This window comes from Desulfovibrio legallii (assembly GCF_004309735.1).
Classification (GTDB): domain Bacteria; phylum Desulfobacterota; class Desulfovibrionia; order Desulfovibrionales; family Desulfovibrionaceae; genus Desulfovibrio; species Desulfovibrio legallii.
The window spans coordinates 69,548-88,253 of record NZ_SIXC01000008.1 but is presented as its reverse complement, the minus strand read 5'-3'; the positions used below and the strand labels follow the sequence as shown (position 1 = coordinate 88,253).

Below are 18,706 nucleotides of genomic sequence, written 5' to 3'. Positions count from 1 at the left end.
GGGGAAAGTTGTGGGGGAATGCTTGTGGGGGAAAGGGAACTTTTGATCGCGGCTGCCTTCATCCGTAGCTTTTTTCGTCGCAAAGGCTGCAGCTGACCAAACGTTTTCTCCCTCCCCCCATCCTTCAAAGAATTTTTTCCTCAGACAGCAGGGCATTGCAACTTTAGAGCAGTTAGCGAATGAAATGAGCTAACTGCTCTGCAAGGATTTTCTTGAAAATCCTTGCCACGAAATGCGAGAAGGCAGGCTTTTGCCTGCCGTAAGCGAGCATTTCAAGTGTTAAATGCTCTAAATGCCCGGGCGACTGCGTACGCAGACGCCCGCCGTGGAGGCGATTTTGCGTCCTTCTGCCAGTGTGCGCCGGAAGGCGGAACGCAACGTTGGGCTGTGGTCCTGGCTGGACCGGCAGTGGCGTTTATGCTTCGTCGCCTTCTTCCAGCCGGGCGCGGCGGGCGGCTTCCTGTTTGCGTTCGCGGGTGCCCAGGGGGCGCAGAGCGAGGAAGTCGGCGTTCTGGTCTTGTTGGCGGCAGAAGATAAGAAAACCCGTGTGGGCGATCATGCGGTCTTCGGGGCGCAGGCGGTCGGCCAGGGGCTTCCAGCGGCGCATGAGGATTTCGCAGACTTCCACATCGCCGAAGGGGCCGCGCTCCAGCCCCAKCAGGAGTTTGCCCACCTGGTCCACTGTGGGCAGCAGAAAGCCCAGGGTGGCCCCGGGGCGCACGGCGGTCAGGGCGTGGTCCAGGTATTCCCAGGGGGTGCGCACGTCCAGAAAAAGGGCGTCAGCCCCGCTTATGGCAAAGCCGTTGGCAATGTCCTGGTGGTGCAGCTCCACGTTCCGGCCCACGCCGGCCCACGTCAGGTTGCGGCGGGCCAGGGTCAGAAATTCCTCGCGGGCCTCGTGGCTGACCACCCGGCCCGTGGGGCCGCAGAACCAGGAAAGCCCGGTGGTCAGCCCGCCGGAACCGCAGCCCGCTTCAATGATGGTCCGCCCCGGCCCGGCCCCCAGGCGCAGGCAGATGTAGGCGATGTCCTTGGGGTAGATGATCTGCGTCTGGCGCTTGAGCCCCTTGAGGCGATCGTGGAGGGTGGCCTCCTGCACCTGCATGGGCACGCCCGTATTGGTATAGAGCACGTCGCCGTAGTGGGACGCGGCCACATCCGCGGCGCGCAGCACGCCGTCGTTGCCGTGCCAGTCTTTGCCTTCTTCCAGGAGTTTTATGTAGCGGCGGCCCTTGGGCGTCACAAAAACAACAAGCGAACCGTAGGGGATCATGCGTTTCCTTCTGGCTTGAATAAGGTGGAGCGGGGGCCGGGCCCCACGCTGCGGGACGCCGCAGGCTGGCGCGGCGGGACGGGACGCCGCAGGCGCATGGTGCGTCGGCGTTCTGGTTTTGTCCGCGTCCTGGGGCTTGTGGTCAGAAAAGCGTCCTCTTGTCAACGGTGGACGGCGCTTTTCCTTTACAAGAGCGCGCGGCCCGTGTATAAGGGGGAATCCATTAACTATATCACAATACCTTGATATGCAGATATTAACTACACCTCACGAATTGGAAGCGCAGTGCCGCGCCTGGCGTAAAGCCGGGGATGACATCGCCCTGGTGCCCACCATGGGCTACTACCATGCCGGGCATGAAGACCTTATGACCCACGCCAGGGGTCTGGCCCGGCGGCTGGTGGTGAGCCTGTTTGTCAACCCCACCCAGTTTGGCCCCGGCGAAGATCTGGAGGCCTACCCGCGCGATCCGGAGCGCGACGCAGCCATTGCCGCCGCACACGGGGCGGACGTGTTGTTTCGGCCCGAACCCGGCCTGATGTACGCTCCGGACCACGCCACCTGGGTGGAGGTGCCGGAGCTGGCCAAAGGCCTGTGCGGACAGACCCGGCCCGTGCACTTTCGTGGCGTGTGCACTGTGGTGCTCAAGCTCTTTTTGCTCACCGGGGCGGACGTGGCGGTGTTCGGCCAGAAGGACTGGCAGCAGCAGGCCATTTTGCGCCGCATGGCGCGCGATCTCAATGTGCCCGTGCGCATCGTGACCCGTCCCACCGTGCGCGAGGCCGACGGCCTGGCCCTTTCTTCCCGCAACCTTTACCTGACGCCGGAGGAACGCGCCCAGGCGCCGGAAATTCGCCAGGGCCTGCTCTACGCCCGCAAGCTGGCGGAAGAAGGCGAAACCAGCGTCAGCCTGCTGCGCGAAGCCGTACTGCGCCGTTGGGCCGAGCGCCTGCCCCTGGGCCGGTTGGACTACCTGAGCGTGGTGCACCCCGAATCCCTCGCGCCCCTGACCGAAGCGGGGGACGCCGCCCTCATGGCCTGCGCCGTGCGCATGGGCAAGGCCCGGCTCATCGACAACATTCTGCTCCGTCCGTAACCCCTTCGCGTCGCGCTCGGCGCACCCAAGGAGAATCGCATGCAAACCAAGGGCAAATACTACTTTACTTCCGAATCCGTCACCGAAGGTCATCCCGACAAGGTGGCTGACCAGATTTCCGACGCCGTGCTGGACACCCTGCTGGCCCAGGACCCCGACGCCCATGTGGCTTGCGAAACCCTGGTGACCACGGGCATGGCCCTTATAGCCGGAGAAATAACCACCAGCGGCTACGCCGACCTGCCCAGCGTGGTGCGCGAAACCATCAGAAACATCGGCTACAGCAATTCCGGCATGGGCTTTGACTGGCAGACCTGCGCGGTCATCAACACCATCGGTCATCAGTCGCCGGATATTGCCCAGGGCGTGCGGCGCGAAAAGCCCGAAGACCAGGGCGCGGGCGACCAGGGCATGATGTTTGGTTACGCCTGTGACGAAACCGCCACCCTTATGCCTGCCCCCATCTACTGGGCGCACCAGCTCTCTCAGCGCCTTTCCCAGGTGCGTAAGGACGGTCTGGTGGACTTTTTCCGCCCTGACGGCAAGACTCAGGTTTCTTTTGAATACCAGGACGGCAAGCCCGTGCGCATCAACAACGTGGTGGTTTCCACCCAGCATGCGGAAAGCGCCAGTCAGGCCGATGTGGCCGAAGCCGTGAAAAAACTCGTCATCCGGCCTGTACTGGAACCCACCGGGTACTTTGATGAAAAGCACTGCGAAATTTTCATCAACACCACGGGCCGCTTTGTGGTGGGTGGCCCCATGGGCGATTGCGGCCTCACCGGGCGTAAAATTATTCAGGATACCTACGGCGGCAGCGGCCACCACGGCGGCGGGGCTTTTTCCGGCAAAGATCCCTCCAAGGTGGACCGTTCCGGCGCGTACATGGGTCGCTACATTGCCAAAAACGTGGTGGCCGCCGGTCTGGCCCCGGTCTGCGAAGTGCAGATCGCCTACTGCATCGGCGTGGCCCAGCCCGTGAGCGTGCTCGTCTCCTCCCAGGGCAGCGGGCACATCCCCGACGAAGTGCTTACCCGCGCCGTGCGCGAGGTTTTTGACCTGCGCCCCTACTTCATCACCAAGCGCCTGGACCTCAAGCGCCCCATCTACCAGAAAACCTCCTGCTATGGCCATTTTGGACGTGAACTTCCCGAATTTACCTGGGAAAAAACCGACGCTGTGGCCGACCTGCGCACCGCCGCCAAGGTGTAAAGGGCGGGGGAAGGGCGCTTCTGCTTCGTTGCGCCCTTGCGTGTTCCGGCAAGAAAAAACGCCGTTGCGGGCCGGGGAAAGTACCTTTGGTACGGTCCCGGCCGCAACGGCGTTGTGTTTTGTCTGGAGAAAAAAGAGACCCGTAAACTTTGAACATACCTATTTATAAAAGGAATCTGCTCAGGAATGGGGGCTGCATCCGCTGGTCGCCGGAGGCGGCCTGTTTTTCTCCTTTTCTTCGTTGTCAGCGCAACTGCGCGCCGCGCGCGCCGATGGTGTAGAAGTTGCGTCCCACGCGGGAAGCGCCGTTGAGCAGTGTGCTGGTAAGGCCCAGGTAGTCGGTCTGGGCGCGGCTGTTACTGTATTGCGACTGCAGCTGAGCGTCGGTGGCCTGGTTGCGCAAGGCCCAGGCGCGCACGTCCTGATTGGAGGCGTTGTTTTCGGCCTGTTGTCGGAGGGAAAGGGCGTCCAGTTCGCCTTTTTCGGCCGTATCCAGGTTGCGGTCCAGGGTGGAGCCCACGTCTACGGTCGCGCCGCCGGCTCCGGCTTCGGCACGTTGGCTGCCGATGATGCGGGCGGCCTCCTGACGTTTTTTCACGGCGTCTTCATAGCCCTGACGTCGCTCGGCGCGGGCGGCTTCTTCTGCCACCTGGGCGTTTTGCTCGGCAACCTGGGCGTTGCGGCTGGCCAGCCGGGACTGGTAGTCGTTCTGGGCCTGCTGGTTGGCAGACTGCTGCAGGGCGCTGGCCGTGCCCGCCACAGCTCCGGCCAGGGCCACGGCGGCGGTAATGGCGGCGGCCGTGCTGGTGGCTATGGCCATCAGCGCACCTCCTTGTGCCAGACGGTTTCTGTAAGGCGCGCGCCCAGCCGACGGTAGAGGGCGTCGCAGGGGCGCGAGGCCGGAGAGCTGTACTGGATGAGCCCTACGCCCCGTTGGCGCAGGGCGGTTTCGGCGTGGTGCAGCAGGTGCAGGGCATTGGGACCGCGCCGGAGGTCGGGGCGCAGATAAAGGCCGTCCAGGGCGGCCAACAGCAGGCCCCGGCGGTGGGGACAGGGCACCAGGGTAAAGGCGGCGTAGCCCGCCAGCGTTCCGTCCTGCCGGGCCGTGCTCAGGTGCAGCATATGCAGGGCTTCCAGCTCGGCGTAGCGGGCCAGGTCAAGCACCTTGTTTTGCGGCCCGTGCAAGGGGGCCTCCACCTCCTGCCAATGGGCGTCGGCCAGGGCGCGGGCTTCCTGTCCGGCGTCGGCCAACGTTTCGCTTTGTACGCAGAACACAACTGCCTCCTTGAAAAACAGGTTCATGATCGGGCGCTGTTTGCCAATGCCGCCACAAAAAATTCTATTTCCCCTAGAGCAGTTATCGAATGAAATGAGCTAACTGCTCTACAAGGATTTTATTGAAAATCCTTGCCACGAAATGCGAGAAGGCAGGCTTTTGCCTGCCGTAAGCAAGCATTTCAAGTGGTAAATGCTCTAGCCGAAGGCCGTATCCACCACCAGGGCCAGGAGCCGCCACGGCAGGGGCCTGTCCTGCACCAGCCATACGGAGGTCTGGGCGTCCTGACCGCCGCCGGGGGTGAACTCCAGGTCGCCGGAGAAAGGTTCACAGGGCGCGCCATACGTTGCGGGCAGGAAGGGGAAGTCGTAGAGGGTTTCCCGGTCCGGGCCGTATTTGCCGCCCACGCTGCGGTAGAGGCGCACGGCGCAGCGCCCGTAGGCCCGGCGCTTGCCCAGGGTGGAACCGGTCTGTGCGTCGGCCTCCACGGGCAGAGGGGCCAGGGCGGCCGTGTAGGCCAGGCCAGCGTGCACCACCTTGGCCGGGTAGGGCAGGCTGATTTGCCCGCCCTGTACCACGCAGCCTTCCACAGGACTGCCGTCGGCCAGCACGGACACTTCCCGCCCTTCCAGATGGTCCAGCCCCGTCACCACGTCCAGGCCTGTTTCACTGCGCTGGGTGATGCCGCAATCCACAAAGAAGGCCTCTTCAATGGCCGTATCCTGGCCGAAGGGCGCTTCCAGCTTTTCCAGAAAATGACGGGTGACGCCGTTCACCTGCCGTTCCACCACCAACAGCAGCACGTCCGAATCTTCGCCGGAGAGGACGGACACGGAGCGCACCTTGCCATCCGTGGGGTGGCGGGACCAGCCATAAATTTCATGCTCCTTCATGTAGGTGAGGGCCAACAGCGTGCCATCGTTGCGCACGCACCAGATGGTGGAACTTGGGGTCTGCTGGTAGGCCCACTGCAAGATGCTGTAGCCGTCAAAAAGGTGCGGGGCCATGATGGAGAGGTCGTTGCCCGCGTAGCCGTCTTTTTCCAGCGAATAGAACAGGTCGCGTACCCGCGAACCGTGGCGCTGCACGTGCATGACGGAGTTGCCGATAATGAGCGGCGCAAGCCCGCCAGAGCTACCCCAGTAGCTTTGGGCCACAATGCTCACGCCCGAAGGCGTGATGACGCCGTCTGTGCCCGTGGCCTTGTATTCGCTGCCGGAGGTGCCCAAAAGCAAATCGCCAAAACTGGCTATCCACTGGATGCTGTCAATGGAGCCGGAGGCAATCATGTATTCCACGGGGTCGTCGTCCTGCAGGGGGCGGGACTTGCGGAAGTTTTCAAAATCCCCGGTGCGGGACATGTAAAAGTAGCCGGGGCTTTTTTTGCCGCCGCCCAGGGCCATGCGCTGCTGATGAAAAGCCACGACGCCGGGGTTGTTGCCGTCGGCAAAGGGGTCCCAGTCTTCCTTGGGCGTATCGGAGGTGTCGGCTTCGTAATTGTTATCGATAAATTTCAGGGTTGCGCCGGCGGCAAACACGGGGGAAACGGCATAAGCCCCCACCGTGCCGGAGGGGTAGGCTGCGTTGTTGCCCAGCTGGCCGGTGGTATAGGTGCTGTATGTGCCACTGGGGTCGCCGTCTTCGCAGGGCAGCATGACCCAAAAATAGCTTTTGCTCGTGGAGGTGGAAGAAAGCCAGGTTTTTGTCCCGTTCGAGTTGTTGAGATATCTCCAGGTGGTGGTATTCGTTGTTTTTGTCACCCGAACAAAGGCCTTGTTATCAAGGATAAAGGCGTTCTGCGTAGTGGATGCGGACACTTTGAGCTTGCTGGTGCTGTCCACATTGGCGGTGTGCCCATTGCCGTTGACCACGGTGCGGGTAATGCTGCCAGCATAGTGACTGATGTCGCAGGTCAGACTGCCCATTTTGAGGCCAGCCAGCTCGCCGCCCTCGGCGCTGGCGGCCTTGGTGACGCCGATAAAGCCGTAGTACCCGGCTTCTTCGCGGTAAACGTTGTATTCCGTAGCGTCGTCCACGGCCGACCAAGTGACAGTGGCGCTGTTGCCCTGCACCCAGTCAGAGGGATGTTTGCCCGTGGTGACGGCTCCTGCTTCTGACGGCAAGGATTCGCGGCCGTCGTCGTCCACGGCCACCACCTTGTAGCGCAGTGTGTAACTTCCGGCAGTGCCGCTGAACTTCACCGTGGGCGCGGCTGGGGCGTCCAGGCTCTGGTTCAGGACGACCTCTTCAATCTCCCAGGCGTAGCCGCCGCCTTCCGCATCCGTGCGCAGGATTTTTTGCAGGGGGTAGTCCGGATGGGCCAGATAGACCACGTCGCCCACTTGCGCGTAGGAAAGACGCAGCAGGTCGGCAACGGTATAGGGCGTGACCACATCCACATCCATAAGGGCCGTGCCGTCGCTTACGCGCAGGCGGTGGCCCGAGAGGATAAGGACAAAGTTCTGTCCGGCCTCTTCATTGAAGCTGAAGGGGATGAGCACGGCATTTTCCTCCCCCAGGTCGGCCACAAAGCGGGTGCCGGAGCGCCGGGCCGCGTCGCCGTGCAGGCCTGGCAGCATGTTTTCCATGCAGGCCACGCAGTTGCGGTAGCGGGTCAGGTCGTAGCGCGCCCCCAGGGTGGGGGAGATTTCGCCGCCGGTAAAGTTTTGCAGGGCTATGCGCATGGGTCAGACCCCTTGCACGGCTGGCAGTTCCGGCCAGGGCGTCAGTTCGCCGCCGCCGTCCCACGGCGCACCCTCCTGGCCAGGCAAGTCGCGCAGTGTCTGGCGGTAGGCCCTGATGGCGGCCAGGCTGTCAGCGCTACTAGGGTAATCCGCTAACAGATACTTGTCCGTGTCGCCCAGCTTAGCGTCACGCACGGCGCGGAGCTGTGTAAAGAGATCCTCCTCTGTGGGCGGGGGCGGTGGGATGAATACAATGCTCCCATATTTTGCAACTGATGTGTTGTGAGGTCCTACAAAACTTTCGTACACCGACATTCCAGCATCTGAAATCGCTGCATCTGATAGCTCGTGCCATTGCGAATTGAGGAACGCAATTCGGTCCTCCTGGCTCGCTACGCGCAATACAAAGCCATTTGATGCTATGAAAATTCCGTACATATTTCACCATTCCATATTTATTGATAGGCTTTTAGCTGTATGTTAGCACCTGCAGTGAGTTCTATGACGCGAATAATAACTGTTTCTTTATTTGGAAATACTATGTAGCAGTTTGACGATGCGTATTCTCCATCGGTACTATAGCCAAGTACATAGCCAGATGTTGCAGATGTACCTGTTTCTCCTTGTCCACCGTCAGCACCGCTTATAGTCTTTAGCTTTGCAATCCCTGTGGGCGTACTCCTGTTCATTACTATAAAAAGTGGCTTTCCAATTACGACACCAGTTATCTGCCAGTCCCCAGGCATGGATGGCTTAGTCGACAACAGGAGTGATGTACCCACCTGCATGGCTGTGTCCCAAGCACATTTTTGCGTTGCTAATGCCGTGCCAGTGGCGGCAACTGTATCCGTTTTCGTTATCCAATCGTCCAGCTTCCCACTTGCGTCAGCCTGCGGCACGGCGTTGGCCGTGGGCGTGGGGGTTACAACACTGCCTACGCTCAAAAACGCCGGGCCGTTGTCAAGCGTCGCCCCCGTTACCATGTCCGCAGCCGTCGCAACACGGCCGATTCCCCTCGTGCTTGTGGTGGCTGACTGCGTTTTTCCCTCAACTGCTTCAACCCTGGAAACAAGGTTATCCGGCACCGCGTCTTTTGCCTTGTGCGCGTAGTGTTTGGCGCTGTATTCCCCGGACTGCACTGGCACATCTGCATCTTCAGAGGCCCAGCGCCGGGAGAGGTCTGCACTGTCAGCGGCGGCGGTGGCGCTGTCAGCCGCAGCTATGGCCTTTTGGCTGGCCGTAGTCGCGCTGCCAGCGGCAGCAGTCGCACTACTGGCTGCGGCTGTAGCCTTTTGAGTAGCTGTGGTCGCGCTGCCAGCGGCGGCTGTAGCACTACTGGCTGCGGCTGCGGCCTTTTGAGTAGCTGTGGTCGCGCTGCCAGCGGCGGCTGTAGCACTACTGGCTGCGGCTGCGGCCTTTTGAGTAGCTGTGGTCGCGCTGCCAGCGGCATTGTCGGCCTGCGTGGCTGCGTTTGCAGCACTGTCAGCTGCAGCGGTAGCCTTCTGGCTGGCGAGGTCTGCACTGTCAGCGGCGGTGGTGGCTTTTTGGCTGGCCGTAGTCGCGCTACTGGCTGCGGCTGTAGCACTGTCAGCCGCAGCGGTAGCAGAAGCGGCCGCGCCGGTTGCGGATTGTTCCGCCTGGTCGCGGGCGTCAAAGATATCTTCGACCATGTCCTCCGGCGTGGTCGCGCTCGTGGCCGACAGCTTGACAGCGCGGCTCAAGCCCTCGCGTAACTGCTGCCGTTCGGCTGCGGCCTGGTCCAGGGCGTCTTCAATAACCTGGGGGTCGAAGCGGGAGGCGGAAACCAGGTCCACTTCCTGAACAAAGGGCATGTCGCGGGTGATGGAGAGCACGGCCCCGGCGGGCAAGGGGCTGCCTTCGCGCAGGTAGACGACGCTGCCGCCGCTTTCGGTAAGGCTGATGCTGCACTGGGCGGTGACGTCTTCCTCGGTCTGCTCTGTGGCGCCTGGCATGGTGACCGTGACGGTGAGCTGGTCCGCGCTCCAGACCTTGAAGGCAAAGGGGAACGTGGTGGCGACGCCGTTGCCGTGGAAAACGGTGCGGCTGGGGCTGAAGGGCATGGTCATGGCAGAGGCTCCTTAAAGAATGTCAGCGGGCCAGAAGCCAGGGGTCTTCCGCAGGGCGCTCCCTGCGTTCTGAGGCGTCGGCGGCCTGGGCTCGCGGCAGGTCGGCGGCATAGAGCTTCTCCAGTGCGGCGATCTGCTGGCCCGCATCTTTGAGCAGGGGTACGGCCACCAGGGCCGCCAGCTTGCGGGCCAGAATGTGGGCGAAAAGGTCGTCGAACAGGCGGGGGTTTTGCACGTCTTCTGTGTACAGGGCCAGGGCGCGGTCCGAATCCGTCAGCAGCAGAGGGGCGTCCCCGGCGGCGTTGCGGCCCAGGCGAAAGGGGCGCGGCGCAAGGCCCTGGTGCCGTACGGCGTGCACCTTGAGGCACAGGTCGGGCAGGGCATAGGCAAAGCCGAATTCGGGCGCGTAGCCTTCGGGCAGGGCCTGCGGCGCGAGCCAGGCCCTGCGCTGGGCGAAATTCCAGGGAAAGTCGCGCAAAACCTGCCGCCGGGCTGTATCCCAGTACAGCCGACACTGCAGGGCTTCTGGTGTATTTTCCTGTTCCGCGGCTACGCCGCGTGCGCCCAGGAAACCCAGGGCGCGGTTCCAGATGCTGATTTGATTGATGCTCATGCCACGCTCCTGAAAAATGGTTTGCGGAGGCCAGGACAGCGGGACAAGGCCGCTGGCGGCAGGGGAAAAGGGGAGACATCCGTCCCCTTTTTCCCCAGAGGTGCGCGCTCAGCGGACCATGAGGGCCGCTTCGTAGGGCAGGTCTTCTTCTCTGGTCAGGGCGGCGAAGATGCGGCCCTGGCTCACGTTCTGCCCGGATACGGGCGTGAGGGAAAAACGCAGACGCAGGTAGGGCTGGCGCGCGCCCTGGGGCAAAAAGCGCAGGTAAGGCCGCGCGCCCAGATCCAGAGTGGGGGCCGCCGCGCTGTGGGCAATGCTGACGCTGCCGCCCGGCACGCTGGTCCAGGGGCCGTCGGGCTGGGCGGCCTGCTCCATGTCAATGCTCAGATTCTGGACTTCGGCGGGCAGAAAGGCTTCGGTAACGGAGAGGCGCAGGGGCATGGGCTCCATGCGGCCCGGCAGCTTGCAGGCGGTCAGGGCCACGGTGTTGCCCGTGGCGTTGGCGGTGAGGGAGCCTTCAAAAAAAACGGCGTTGCGATCGATGATGGCCATGGGATCTCCTTGCGGGATGTGGAAGTGAGGGGCGGGATGGAACTGAAGGATGGCCCCGCCCGGCGCGCGGGGCCCCGCCGGGCGGAAGCCGCGGGGCTAGACGGGGTCTTCGGTGGAAAGCACGGCGTCGCACTGGCGCACGGGCCGGCCGTGAAGCACGGGCACGGCTTTGGCGTCAAAAAATTCGCCGTACTGCAGCTGCACGTTGCCCGCGTCGGAATTCTGCAATTCCAGGGCAGTGAGCACATCGGCATTGGCGTACCACACCGCTTTCTGACGCAGATGCTGGGGCATGCGGTTTTTGGCTTCGATGGTCAGCTTCTGCAGGTCCACAAAGCCGCTCTGGCCCTTGCGTTTGCCCAGGGCCGCCACGGGCAGGTTGGCGATGCGCGCCACGCCGCGCCAGTCACGCACGGCCAGGCCGCAACGCCAGTTGTACTTATCGCCCACCACCTGGTATTTGCGGCCGTCCGGATCCTGAGTCATGTAGGTTTTGAGATCCTCGTGAGAGAGTCCGCCCGTGCTGCCCTTGGGGTAGACTCCATGCACGGACTGCGCGCCCCAGGCGACCAGCCAGAGCGAGGTGCAGCCGGTGGCGTCGCGTCCGCCGGCGTCCAGCACGTTGTTGGCGTCCTGAGCCGGGTAGCGCATGGCCAGGCCGTTGAATTCGTCAGGGTTCAGATTGCTGTTGCCGTAGAAGAGGGTGGCGGCCACCTTCTGACGCATGGCCTCGGCAAAGGCGATGCCTTCGCTCATGCGGAAGGCCCGGTCGCGGCTGCCGTAAAGACGCAGCTCCTCCACATCCAATTCCATAATGGCTTCGAGAATGCCGCAGCCTTCCTTGACCTGGCTCCACTGGGATTTACTGGGCGGCGTGCCCTGGTAGAGCCTGCGCCAGTAAACTTCCGGCAGGCCGGTGCGGATGCGGGTGAGGTGGCCGTCGCTCTGGTTGGCCTCCATCCAGAGCACATCGTCCACGATGTCGTTGGTTTTGTTCATGAGCTCAATGATCTGCCCGGCTTTTTCACCGCGGTAGAACTGTTCCATTTCCGCCAAAGAAACCACAAAACCCAAAGAAGTGGCCATAGTTGCCTCGTTGGTTGCAGGGTGTGACAGTAAAAAAGGGGAATCTAGCCCCGCGCGGACCAGCCCGCGTACATGCGTTCTTCCAGGGGCGGCATGGCGGCGCTGTGGGCCTCGCCGCGCACCAAGCCGTCTTCCATGAGGGCGTCGGCAATGTTGTTGAAGAAGCGCAGGATGGACAGGTTGTTGCCGTAGCCGGTTTCCTCCAGCAAACGGCCGATGTGACGATCCGGATCAAAGCGGTCCAGGGCCAGCTGGGCGCGGGCCACGCTGGCGGAGAGGTTTTCGCCGCCCAGCTGTGGATCCTGGGCGGCTTCGCGCCGCCACTGGTCCACCTGGGCCTGCCAGGAGGCGCGCTGGGCGACCTCGTGCTCCCGCAGCTTCTGGGCCAAGGGATCCTGCGCCGGGGCGTCGGGCGTCGCTGTGTCCGGCGCGGGCATGTCGGGCGCGGGGGCGCTTTCCGCGGGGGCAGGCGCGGCGGGCGCGCCGTTGGTCCCGGTAGTGTCCGGGCCGGGGGCAAGGGGCAGGTCAGGGGTGGTCTGGCTCATGGTCTTCGTCCTCCTGTGGGTTGAGCAAACGGGGCAGATATTCCGGGTCGGCCCGGCGCAGCAGGCGCAGCAGACGCGCGCCCACGTAGCGGCGGCCTTCGGTAAAGCCCAGGCGCAGGGCGTCCGCGCCGGGCGGGGCGTCTTCCAGGTTCAGGGCGCTGAAGCAGCGGCATTCTTCCAGCAGCCAGCGCAGCAGCAGGCGGCCCTGGGGGTGGGCCATAAGGCCCGTGAGCGCCTCGCGCAGAGCCGCTTCCGCCTGCAGAACGCGGCTTTGGGCCAATTTTTGTCGTTTTTCGGCCTGTTCATATGGGGCAAAGGCGTCCATCAGCGGGCCTCCTTACGAGGAGGCGCTGGGCTTGGGGCCGCTGCCGCGGCAGACGGCGGGGACCATGCCGGGCGGCCCAGGCCGCGGATCAGGTCGGCCAGACCGTCCAGGGCCGAACCTTCCTGCCCTTGCGGGCCGTGCAGCGGCGTCTGGGCCAGCTGGCGCGCCATGTCCACGCCCTGGCGCAGGTTTTGGGTCAGGGCGGCCACGCGGGACGATTCCGCTCTGGCGGCCCGCAGTTGTTTTCGCTCCTCCAGGGGACGGCTCAGGCTGACGGGCAGGCCCAGGCTGTCGGCGTAGCTGTCCAGCAGCCGGTCCACGTTGAGGGCGTCCAGGGCTTCGGGCCAGGCGGCGGAGGCTTTAAGGGTCAAGGCCAGATATTGGCCTGTGGCGCTCACGCCCACCAGTTTTTGCGCCTGGGCCAGCAGGGAGACGAACTCCACCTTGAGGCGACGGCCCGTGAGCTCCGGCGGGCAGGGCGGCAGCATGTCCAGCTCGGCCATGCACAGGAAGGTGCGGTCCATGAGCGGGATGAACAGCTCGTCGTGCAGGCGTTCCAGCACGGGCCCGATGAGCACCAGTTTTTCCTCCTCGCGGGCGGCGATCTCGCTGGCCGTGACCCGGCTGCGGCCTTCCAGAATGAGCTTGAAGAGATCGTTGTAGAGCCCGTTGCGGATTTGGTTCTGCACGGCTTCCATAGCCTTGCGGGCCGTGGCCAAGTCCGGATTGACCTGCAGGAGCGGCGTGGCCGCCTGGGGGCTCTGGCCGGGGGCGCTGTCCACATAGTTGATGCCGCCTGGGGTCAGGTCGAGCCCCACGGAGCGCAGGCCCGCGGCTACGCTCATGGGCGGATCCACGGCCTTATGGATGGCCTTGAGGGTGGTGACGCCCATTTGTTGCAGCATGCGGCAGTCGGGCAGGGCGTCCATGGCCGGGGAGCGGCCGTAGACGTCGTTGCCGGCCACGTCCCAGCGTGGTCCGAAGCCGGGGAAGGAGCGGAAGCCCGACTGCCGCAAAGGGTGCCCCTGGCCTTCGCGCCCTTCCAGCCAGTACACCGAGGCCACGGGCATATGCCGGGCCGTGAGCAGCGCGGGGTTGCGCTCCGTGCGCGGATATACGGCCTGGATGACGTTGTGCCGGGCATCAGGCTGCACCGCGGCCTGGCGGCGCAGGCTTTCCGGCAGGGCCGCCGGGCCGAAGGCCTGGAGCAGCTGGCGCAGGGTCATGGCCGTGCGGCGGAAGACCGTGTCCACCCGCCGGGCCGCGTCGCAGTCCAGGACGTATTCCCCGGCGCAGAGGGGCAGAAAGCGGAAGCCGCCGCGGACGTCGGCCAGCTCAAACACAAAGGCCGTGCCGAAAGCGCCCAGTTCACCGTAGATGGTGTGCATGGCGTTGTAGAAGTTGGAGCGGTGGAAAACCGCGCGCATGCGCGCGGCCACCTCGTCCAGCCAAGCCTGTACCGGGCGTTGGCGGGCCAGGTCCGCGTCATCCAGGCTGAGGCGGAACCAGGGCCGGGCCGGACTGGTCAGCCCGCCTTGCAGCCCTGCCGCCAAGGTGCGCATGGCCAGAATGCCCGTAGCGTCTACCAGCCGACGGTTGAGCAGGGGGCCTTGTTCTGCCGCGTCCGCTTCGGGCTGCAGCCGACAGCGGGTGGGCAGAAAGTGGTCCGCCAGGCTTTGCCAGGCCGTGTCCCAGGGGGCGCGTCGGCGCAGCAGGGCCTGATAACGCCGGACCAGATCCGGAAGGCGGGCGCGTAGCGCGTCTTCGCCTGTGGGGGCGTTCTGTGTTTCCCGGTTGGTCATGATTATTGCCCCAGCAGGGTTTTGCGGGTGGTTTCCGCCCGGTTGAGCGGACTGGTGTGCACAGCGGCGTAGAGCCCGGCTGCGCGGGCGGCCTTGTCCTTCTGGATCTGGCGGGCGGCCGTGGCCGCTTCTGTGACGGGCTTCTGCACTTCCTGTTTGGGTACGGGCGTCACTTCGGGCACGCTGGGCGTGTCGGCGCTGCCTCCTCCGAATCCCATAAGAGCCTCCTTGGGGTTGACGTTGCGCAAGTCTGACGGTGTGCAGCAGACCAGCACGCCGTCCACAAAGCGGTTTTTCCGGGCGTGACGGCAGGCTTGCGGCAGCCGGGCCAACAACCGAAAACCGCAGGCTTGGGCCAGACGCCAGGCGTGGCGGTTGGGCGCGGGACAAAGGCCCAGCACCGCCGCGCAGTCCAGCCGGGTAAAAGCCCAGGCCAGGCCGTCGCGGGCCATGGGCACGGCCAGCCGGGCCGCGGCCCGGAAGGTGGTGAAATCAAATTCCCAGAGCTTGCCCCGGCGCGGCGTGAACAGGGCGCAGGCCAGCATGGCGGCGGGGTCGTGCCCGCCTGCGGCCGGATAGCAGCAGAGCAGCACGCCGTGGGCCGGGTCCGTAATGCGTTGCCAGTCGTCCAGGCTGGGGGCGGCAAAGGCGCTCATGGCGCAGCCCAGCAGCCCTTCGGCAGACATGCGGACAAAAACGGCGTCGCGCGTGGCCTGGTCCTGGGCGGGCAGGTAGTGGAAGCAGGGCATCAGTCTTCTCCGAACATGTTGTAGCGGGTTCTGGCCCGGCGGCAGCCGTCGACGGTTGCCGCCACGGGACGAAAGCCCGTGGCCGCGTAGCGCAGGGCATCGGCCCCGTGGCTGGTCCAGTCGTGCAGGGGGCCGGAGCCTGGTCCGCCGGGCCGCCACTGCCGCCGGTAGGCGCGCAGGGCCTTGATGCCCGTGGCGCAGTGCTCCGCGTCAAACCAGCAGCGCGGCAGCAGGCGGCGCACGGCGTCGATGCCGTCGGCCAGGGGCAGGGCCGGGGCCAGACTGAAACGCAGACCCATGCGCGCCGCGCATTCCCAGCGGCTCTGGCCTGTGCCCAGTTCCCGCACCCGGATGTCCTGCGGGGCCAGATGCTGGCCGTAGCAAAAGCCCCGGCCAGGCAGATCCTCCCCCGGCGCGGCCGGGCCCGCCGGGCGGGCTTTTTGCTCCAGCACCCGCACATAGTGGGCCAGCCCTTCGCCTGAGGCTTCGTAGTAGTCCACAAAGCGCCAGGTTCCCGATGGCTCCACCTGGAAAAACCAGATGGCCGTGGCGTCGTCCATGCCCAGGTCCCAGGCTGTGTGCACGGGCAGTTCCGGAGCCACGGGCAGGGCGGCGATGCGCCCTTCGCGTTCGGCCGCGTCCACCAGGGGCGCGTAGTAGGCCCCGCGCACCGCAGCGGCGAACGAGCACTCGAATTCCTGCGCAAACTCCGCCGCCTCCATGCTCTGGCGCGCGGCCTCCAGCTCCGCCTGCGGCAGGTAGCCCGTCTGCGAAGCGGGAAAGCGGAAACGCGACCACAGTCCGCTTTGGTCCGCGCCGGCCTGCTGCCAGACGTCATAGAGCAGGTTATCCGTGCCGTGTGGCGTGCCGCAAAACAGCGCCCGTCCCTGGCGATCCGCCAGCATGGGCCGCAACACCTGGCTCCAGACCTGCCGGGGCATGTCCGCCGGTTCGTCCAGTACCAGGTCGTCCAGGTACAGGCCGCGCAGGGCCTGGGCGTTTTCCGTGCCCAGCAGACGGATGCGCCCGCCCGTGGGCAGCAGACAGGCGAGCTCGCTTTCCAGAAAGCGCGTGCCCGGTACTGCCCCGGCAAAACGGCGGCAGTAGTCCCAGGCTACGGCCTTGGCTTGCCCCAGAAAGGGTGCGGCGTAGGCCGCCCGCCAGTCCTCCCGGCCTGAAAGGAGAGCCTGACGGATCAGGTCGTTGACGGCCGCCACTGTTTTGCCGAACCGCCGGTGGCAGAGCATGACGCAGAAGCGCGTGCGTTCCTGGTGGAAACGCCACTGTAACGGACGCGGCGTATAGGGAATGACGTGGAGCATGGCGACCTGCGGGTTGCTGTTTGAAGGTCCGCGCCGGGCGGGTCCAGCACGCTGGAGGGGCGGATGGCGCGTGGGCAGCCTGCGCTTATGGGAAAAGGGTTTCCCAAGAGCGCTACCCCTGGACCGGCGGAGCGGTTTTCTTTTTGATCCGACTATGGTTTTTTCGGGGGCTGATCCGGAGCGGGACCGGCCCAGGTTACGCGCAGGCGTGGGGCCTGGGCCGGCGCGGCGGCCGCGTCCAACGCGCCGAGGATGGCGTGGAGTTCTTTGATTTCTTTGACGATATCAATGCTTTTTTCAGCTATGTCGGCTCGATTCAGGCTGTTGGTGAGCAGGGCGAGGCGTTCTTCCAGGCTGCGCAGCAGCCCCTGCACGCCGGAACGGGGTTGCGCCGGGGCGCGCCGGGCGGCCATCAGCGGCGGGCTCCGGCGGCGCTGCCGCTGTAAGGCTGTCGGCGGACGGGCAGGCTGTGCAGGCGGTCCTCCTGACGCTCCAGGCCGTGTTCCAGCCGGGTCAGCAGGCGGTCCAGACCGCTCATGCGGGCGCTGAGGGCCTGCAGCTCACCGCGCAGGGCGGCCAGTTCGTTGTGCAGGCCGGTGAGGGCCGCCGTGCCGGGGATGGCGCGCAGGCCATTTTCCAGCCCGGCCAGGCGGCGGTTGGTGGCGGCTTCGCAGCGGGCCTCGCGCTGCAAATGCAGCAGATAGTCGTCCTGGCGGACAAAGGCCCGGCGCAGGCTCCAGAGGGCCCAGGCAAACAGGGCCTGGACCGCCAGCACCAGCAGGCTTGCGCCCGTGGAGGAAAAAAGGTCGATAGGCATGGGTTGCGCTCCGTGGTTGCAGGTGAAGGGGCGGCGGCAAAAGCCTTGTGCGGCTAAAAACCCAGGCCCAGCATGCCCAGCAGCAGGCCCATGATCTGGTCCAGGGCCGAGGGCGGCAGGCTGGCGCCCCAGGAGGCGAAAAACAGGGGGATGACAATGAGCCTTCCCACCACTTCCCAACAGAACAGCAGGCTGAGCATCCAGCCCAGAAAGGAGCGCCAGAGCCGCAGCCGACTTTGGGGCGCGCCGGCCACTTCCGCTTCATTGATACGACTTTGCGCCGCGTTCTGCGCATTGTGGTCGGGCAGGACGCGCTGCAGGGCCGATCCCGCCATGGTGCCGAGGCCGCTGAAAAGTTTGCCGAGCAGGGTCCACATATCAGTCCTCCTCCCGTTCCAGCCGGGCCAGATAGTTGTGCAGGTCGCGCACCCGGTTGCGCCAGCCCGCAAGAAAGGCCTTCATGGAGGGGCGACGGGCGGCCAGATCGCGGTAAAAAGCCTCGCGCAGGCGCAAGGTCTGGCGGGCTGCGTACCAGTGCAAACCGGCTGCGGCCAGAGCCGCGGCCAGTTCGGCCGTGCGTTCGCCCATAAGACCGTCTTCGGCAATGGCCGTGTAGTGGTCCAGCTGGGCTTCACCCGTGGCGTTCATGGCCTGCTGCATCTGGCGCACGGCGCGCGCCGGGCCCTGGTTTACGGCCCCGTCGTAGAGCACAACGGCCAGGGGCAGGGGCAGGGCCGCGCATCCCAGGGCGTCCCAGAAGTGTTTTTTGAACAAAACCTGCGCCTGCGCTTTGGTGCAGGCACGGATGTCGTCGGCGTCCACATCGCCGTCCGTATCCAGGTCCAGTCCGTCGCAGGGGCAGGCGGCGGTGGCGCGGCGGACGCACTGGGCGCAGTTGCGCTGCTGGCGCAGGCATTCTTCTCTGGCCTGACGGGCCAGATCCTGCACCCAGCGCAGGGAAACGCCGTGGTTGGTCAGGCCGCCGGGGTCGGCAGGATGGTCGGTCAGGCCGCCCTCCCAGAGGGCGGTGAAGGCGTGGGCTTTCTGAAACGCGGTAGCGGACATGACGGGCTCCTTGCTGGTGGACTTAGCTGTCGGCCGCCGGGTTCTGAATCCGACCGGCGGGCGCGGCGCGTGAAGCCACCATGCCGCAAAGCGCGTTTGGTGTAAGACTGAAAGGCTTCAGCAGGGGGCAGACCTTGCCTGGTGCGGGTTGCGGCGGCAGGGGCGGGGGCGTGTGCGCGGATGCGTGCAAAAAAAGCCTGTC

Annotated in this window: 20 protein-coding genes; 2 read left to right on the top strand and 18 right to left on the bottom strand. The window is 64.9% G+C overall.

Annotated features, from left to right (window positions below):
• Positions 1-415: 415 nt before the first annotated feature.
• On the bottom strand, positions 416-1,273 hold the full coding sequence (locus tag EB812_RS07745; protein ID WP_130958008.1) for a tRNA (adenine-N1)-methyltransferase: 858 nt from the start codon (positions 1,271-1,273) through the stop codon (positions 416-418).
• 247 nt (positions 1,274-1,520) lie between these two features.
• On the opposite strand from EB812_RS07745, the gene panC reads away from it, so the two are divergent.
• Both panC and metK read left to right on the top strand, forming a co-directional pair.
• On the top strand, positions 1,521-2,369 hold the full coding sequence (gene panC / locus EB812_RS07740) for a pantoate--beta-alanine ligase (RefSeq protein WP_118229955.1): 849 nt from the start codon (positions 1,521-1,523) through the stop codon (positions 2,367-2,369).
• 39 nt (positions 2,370-2,408) lie between these two features.
• Positions 2,409-3,581 (top strand): methionine adenosyltransferase, encoded by a 1,173-nt coding sequence (metK, locus tag EB812_RS07735; protein WP_118229956.1) that lies wholly within the window; start codon positions 2,409-2,411, stop codon positions 3,579-3,581.
• A 244-nt stretch (positions 3,582-3,825) separates the two neighbouring features.
• On the opposite strand, the gene EB812_RS07730 is transcribed toward metK, so the two are convergent.
• The 17 genes from EB812_RS07730 to EB812_RS07645 form a co-directional block, all read right to left on the bottom strand.
• Positions 3,826-4,401: a hypothetical protein gene (locus tag EB812_RS07730; RefSeq protein ID WP_118229957.1), complete on the bottom strand. Its 576-nt coding sequence runs from the start codon at positions 4,399-4,401 to the stop codon at positions 3,826-3,828.
• Entirely contained in the window at positions 4,401-4,856 is a 456-nt protein-coding gene (locus EB812_RS07725) for a GNAT family N-acetyltransferase (RefSeq protein ID WP_242621237.1), read from the bottom strand. Before EB812_RS07725 ends, EB812_RS07730 begins: the two co-directional genes overlap by 1 nt.
• A gap of 198 nt (positions 4,857-5,054) precedes the next feature.
• Positions 5,055-7,541 carry a phage tail protein gene (locus EB812_RS11720; protein ID WP_207287345.1) on the bottom strand — a complete coding sequence of 829 codons (2,487 nt, stop codon included), beginning with the start codon at positions 7,539-7,541 and terminating at the stop codon, positions 5,055-5,057.
• 3 nt (positions 7,542-7,544) lie between these two features.
• Complete coding sequence (locus EB812_RS11845; protein ID WP_242621236.1) at positions 7,545-7,736, bottom strand: phage tail assembly chaperone; 192 nt, start codon at positions 7,734-7,736, stop codon at positions 7,545-7,547.
• A gap of 260 nt (positions 7,737-7,996) precedes the next feature.
• Entirely contained in the window at positions 7,997-9,628 is a 1,632-nt protein-coding gene (locus EB812_RS07705; RefSeq protein ID WP_130958007.1) for a hypothetical protein, read from the bottom strand.
• Positions 9,629-9,650: 22 nt separating this feature from the next.
• Entirely contained in the window at positions 9,651-10,241 is a 591-nt protein-coding gene (locus EB812_RS07700) for a phage connector family protein (protein WP_118229748.1), read from the bottom strand.
• A gap of 108 nt (positions 10,242-10,349) precedes the next feature.
• Positions 10,350-10,793, bottom strand: a complete 444-nt coding sequence (locus tag EB812_RS07695; RefSeq protein WP_118229747.1) for a hypothetical protein — start codon at positions 10,791-10,793, stop codon at positions 10,350-10,352.
• A 96-nt stretch (positions 10,794-10,889) separates the two neighbouring features.
• Positions 10,890-11,879: a major capsid protein gene (locus tag EB812_RS07690; RefSeq protein WP_118229746.1), complete on the bottom strand. Its 990-nt coding sequence runs from the start codon at positions 11,877-11,879 to the stop codon at positions 10,890-10,892.
• Positions 11,880-11,923: 44 nt separating this feature from the next.
• Positions 11,924-12,424, bottom strand: a complete 501-nt coding sequence (locus EB812_RS07685) for a hypothetical protein (protein WP_207287344.1) — start codon at positions 12,422-12,424, stop codon at positions 11,924-11,926.
• Positions 12,405-12,749, bottom strand: coding sequence for a Bbp19 family protein (locus tag EB812_RS07680; RefSeq protein ID WP_118229745.1), 345 nt, complete (start codon positions 12,747-12,749; stop codon positions 12,405-12,407). Before EB812_RS07680 ends, EB812_RS07685 begins: the two co-directional genes overlap by 20 nt.
• Entirely contained in the window at positions 12,749-14,551 is a 1,803-nt protein-coding gene (locus tag EB812_RS07675; protein WP_118229744.1) for a portal protein, read from the bottom strand. Before EB812_RS07675 ends, EB812_RS07680 begins: the two co-directional genes overlap by 1 nt.
• Before the next feature lie 2 nt (positions 14,552-14,553).
• Positions 14,554-15,300 carry a GNAT family N-acetyltransferase gene (locus EB812_RS07670; RefSeq protein ID WP_118229743.1) on the bottom strand — a complete coding sequence of 249 codons (747 nt, stop codon included), beginning with the start codon at positions 15,298-15,300 and terminating at the stop codon, positions 14,554-14,556.
• Complete coding sequence (locus tag EB812_RS07665; protein ID WP_118229742.1) at positions 15,300-16,622, bottom strand: terminase large subunit domain-containing protein; 1,323 nt, start codon at positions 16,620-16,622, stop codon at positions 15,300-15,302. The genes EB812_RS07670 and EB812_RS07665 overlap by 1 nt, the downstream gene beginning before the upstream one ends.
• A gap of 152 nt (positions 16,623-16,774) precedes the next feature.
• On the bottom strand, positions 16,775-17,035 hold the full coding sequence (locus EB812_RS07660) for a hypothetical protein (protein ID WP_118229741.1): 261 nt from the start codon (positions 17,033-17,035) through the stop codon (positions 16,775-16,777).
• A complete protein-coding gene (locus EB812_RS07655; protein WP_118229740.1) occupies positions 17,035-17,439 on the bottom strand; it encodes a hypothetical protein in 405 nt (134 codons plus the stop codon). Before EB812_RS07655 ends, EB812_RS07660 begins: the two co-directional genes overlap by 1 nt.
• A 53-nt stretch (positions 17,440-17,492) precedes the next feature.
• Positions 17,493-17,816, bottom strand: a complete 324-nt coding sequence (locus EB812_RS07650) for a hypothetical protein (protein ID WP_118229739.1) — start codon at positions 17,814-17,816, stop codon at positions 17,493-17,495.
• A 1-nt stretch (position 17,817) separates the two neighbouring features.
• Positions 17,818-18,504 carry a glycoside hydrolase family 108 protein gene (locus EB812_RS07645; protein ID WP_118229738.1) on the bottom strand — a complete coding sequence of 229 codons (687 nt, stop codon included), beginning with the start codon at positions 18,502-18,504 and terminating at the stop codon, positions 17,818-17,820.
• Positions 18,505-18,706: the final 202 nt, after the last annotated feature.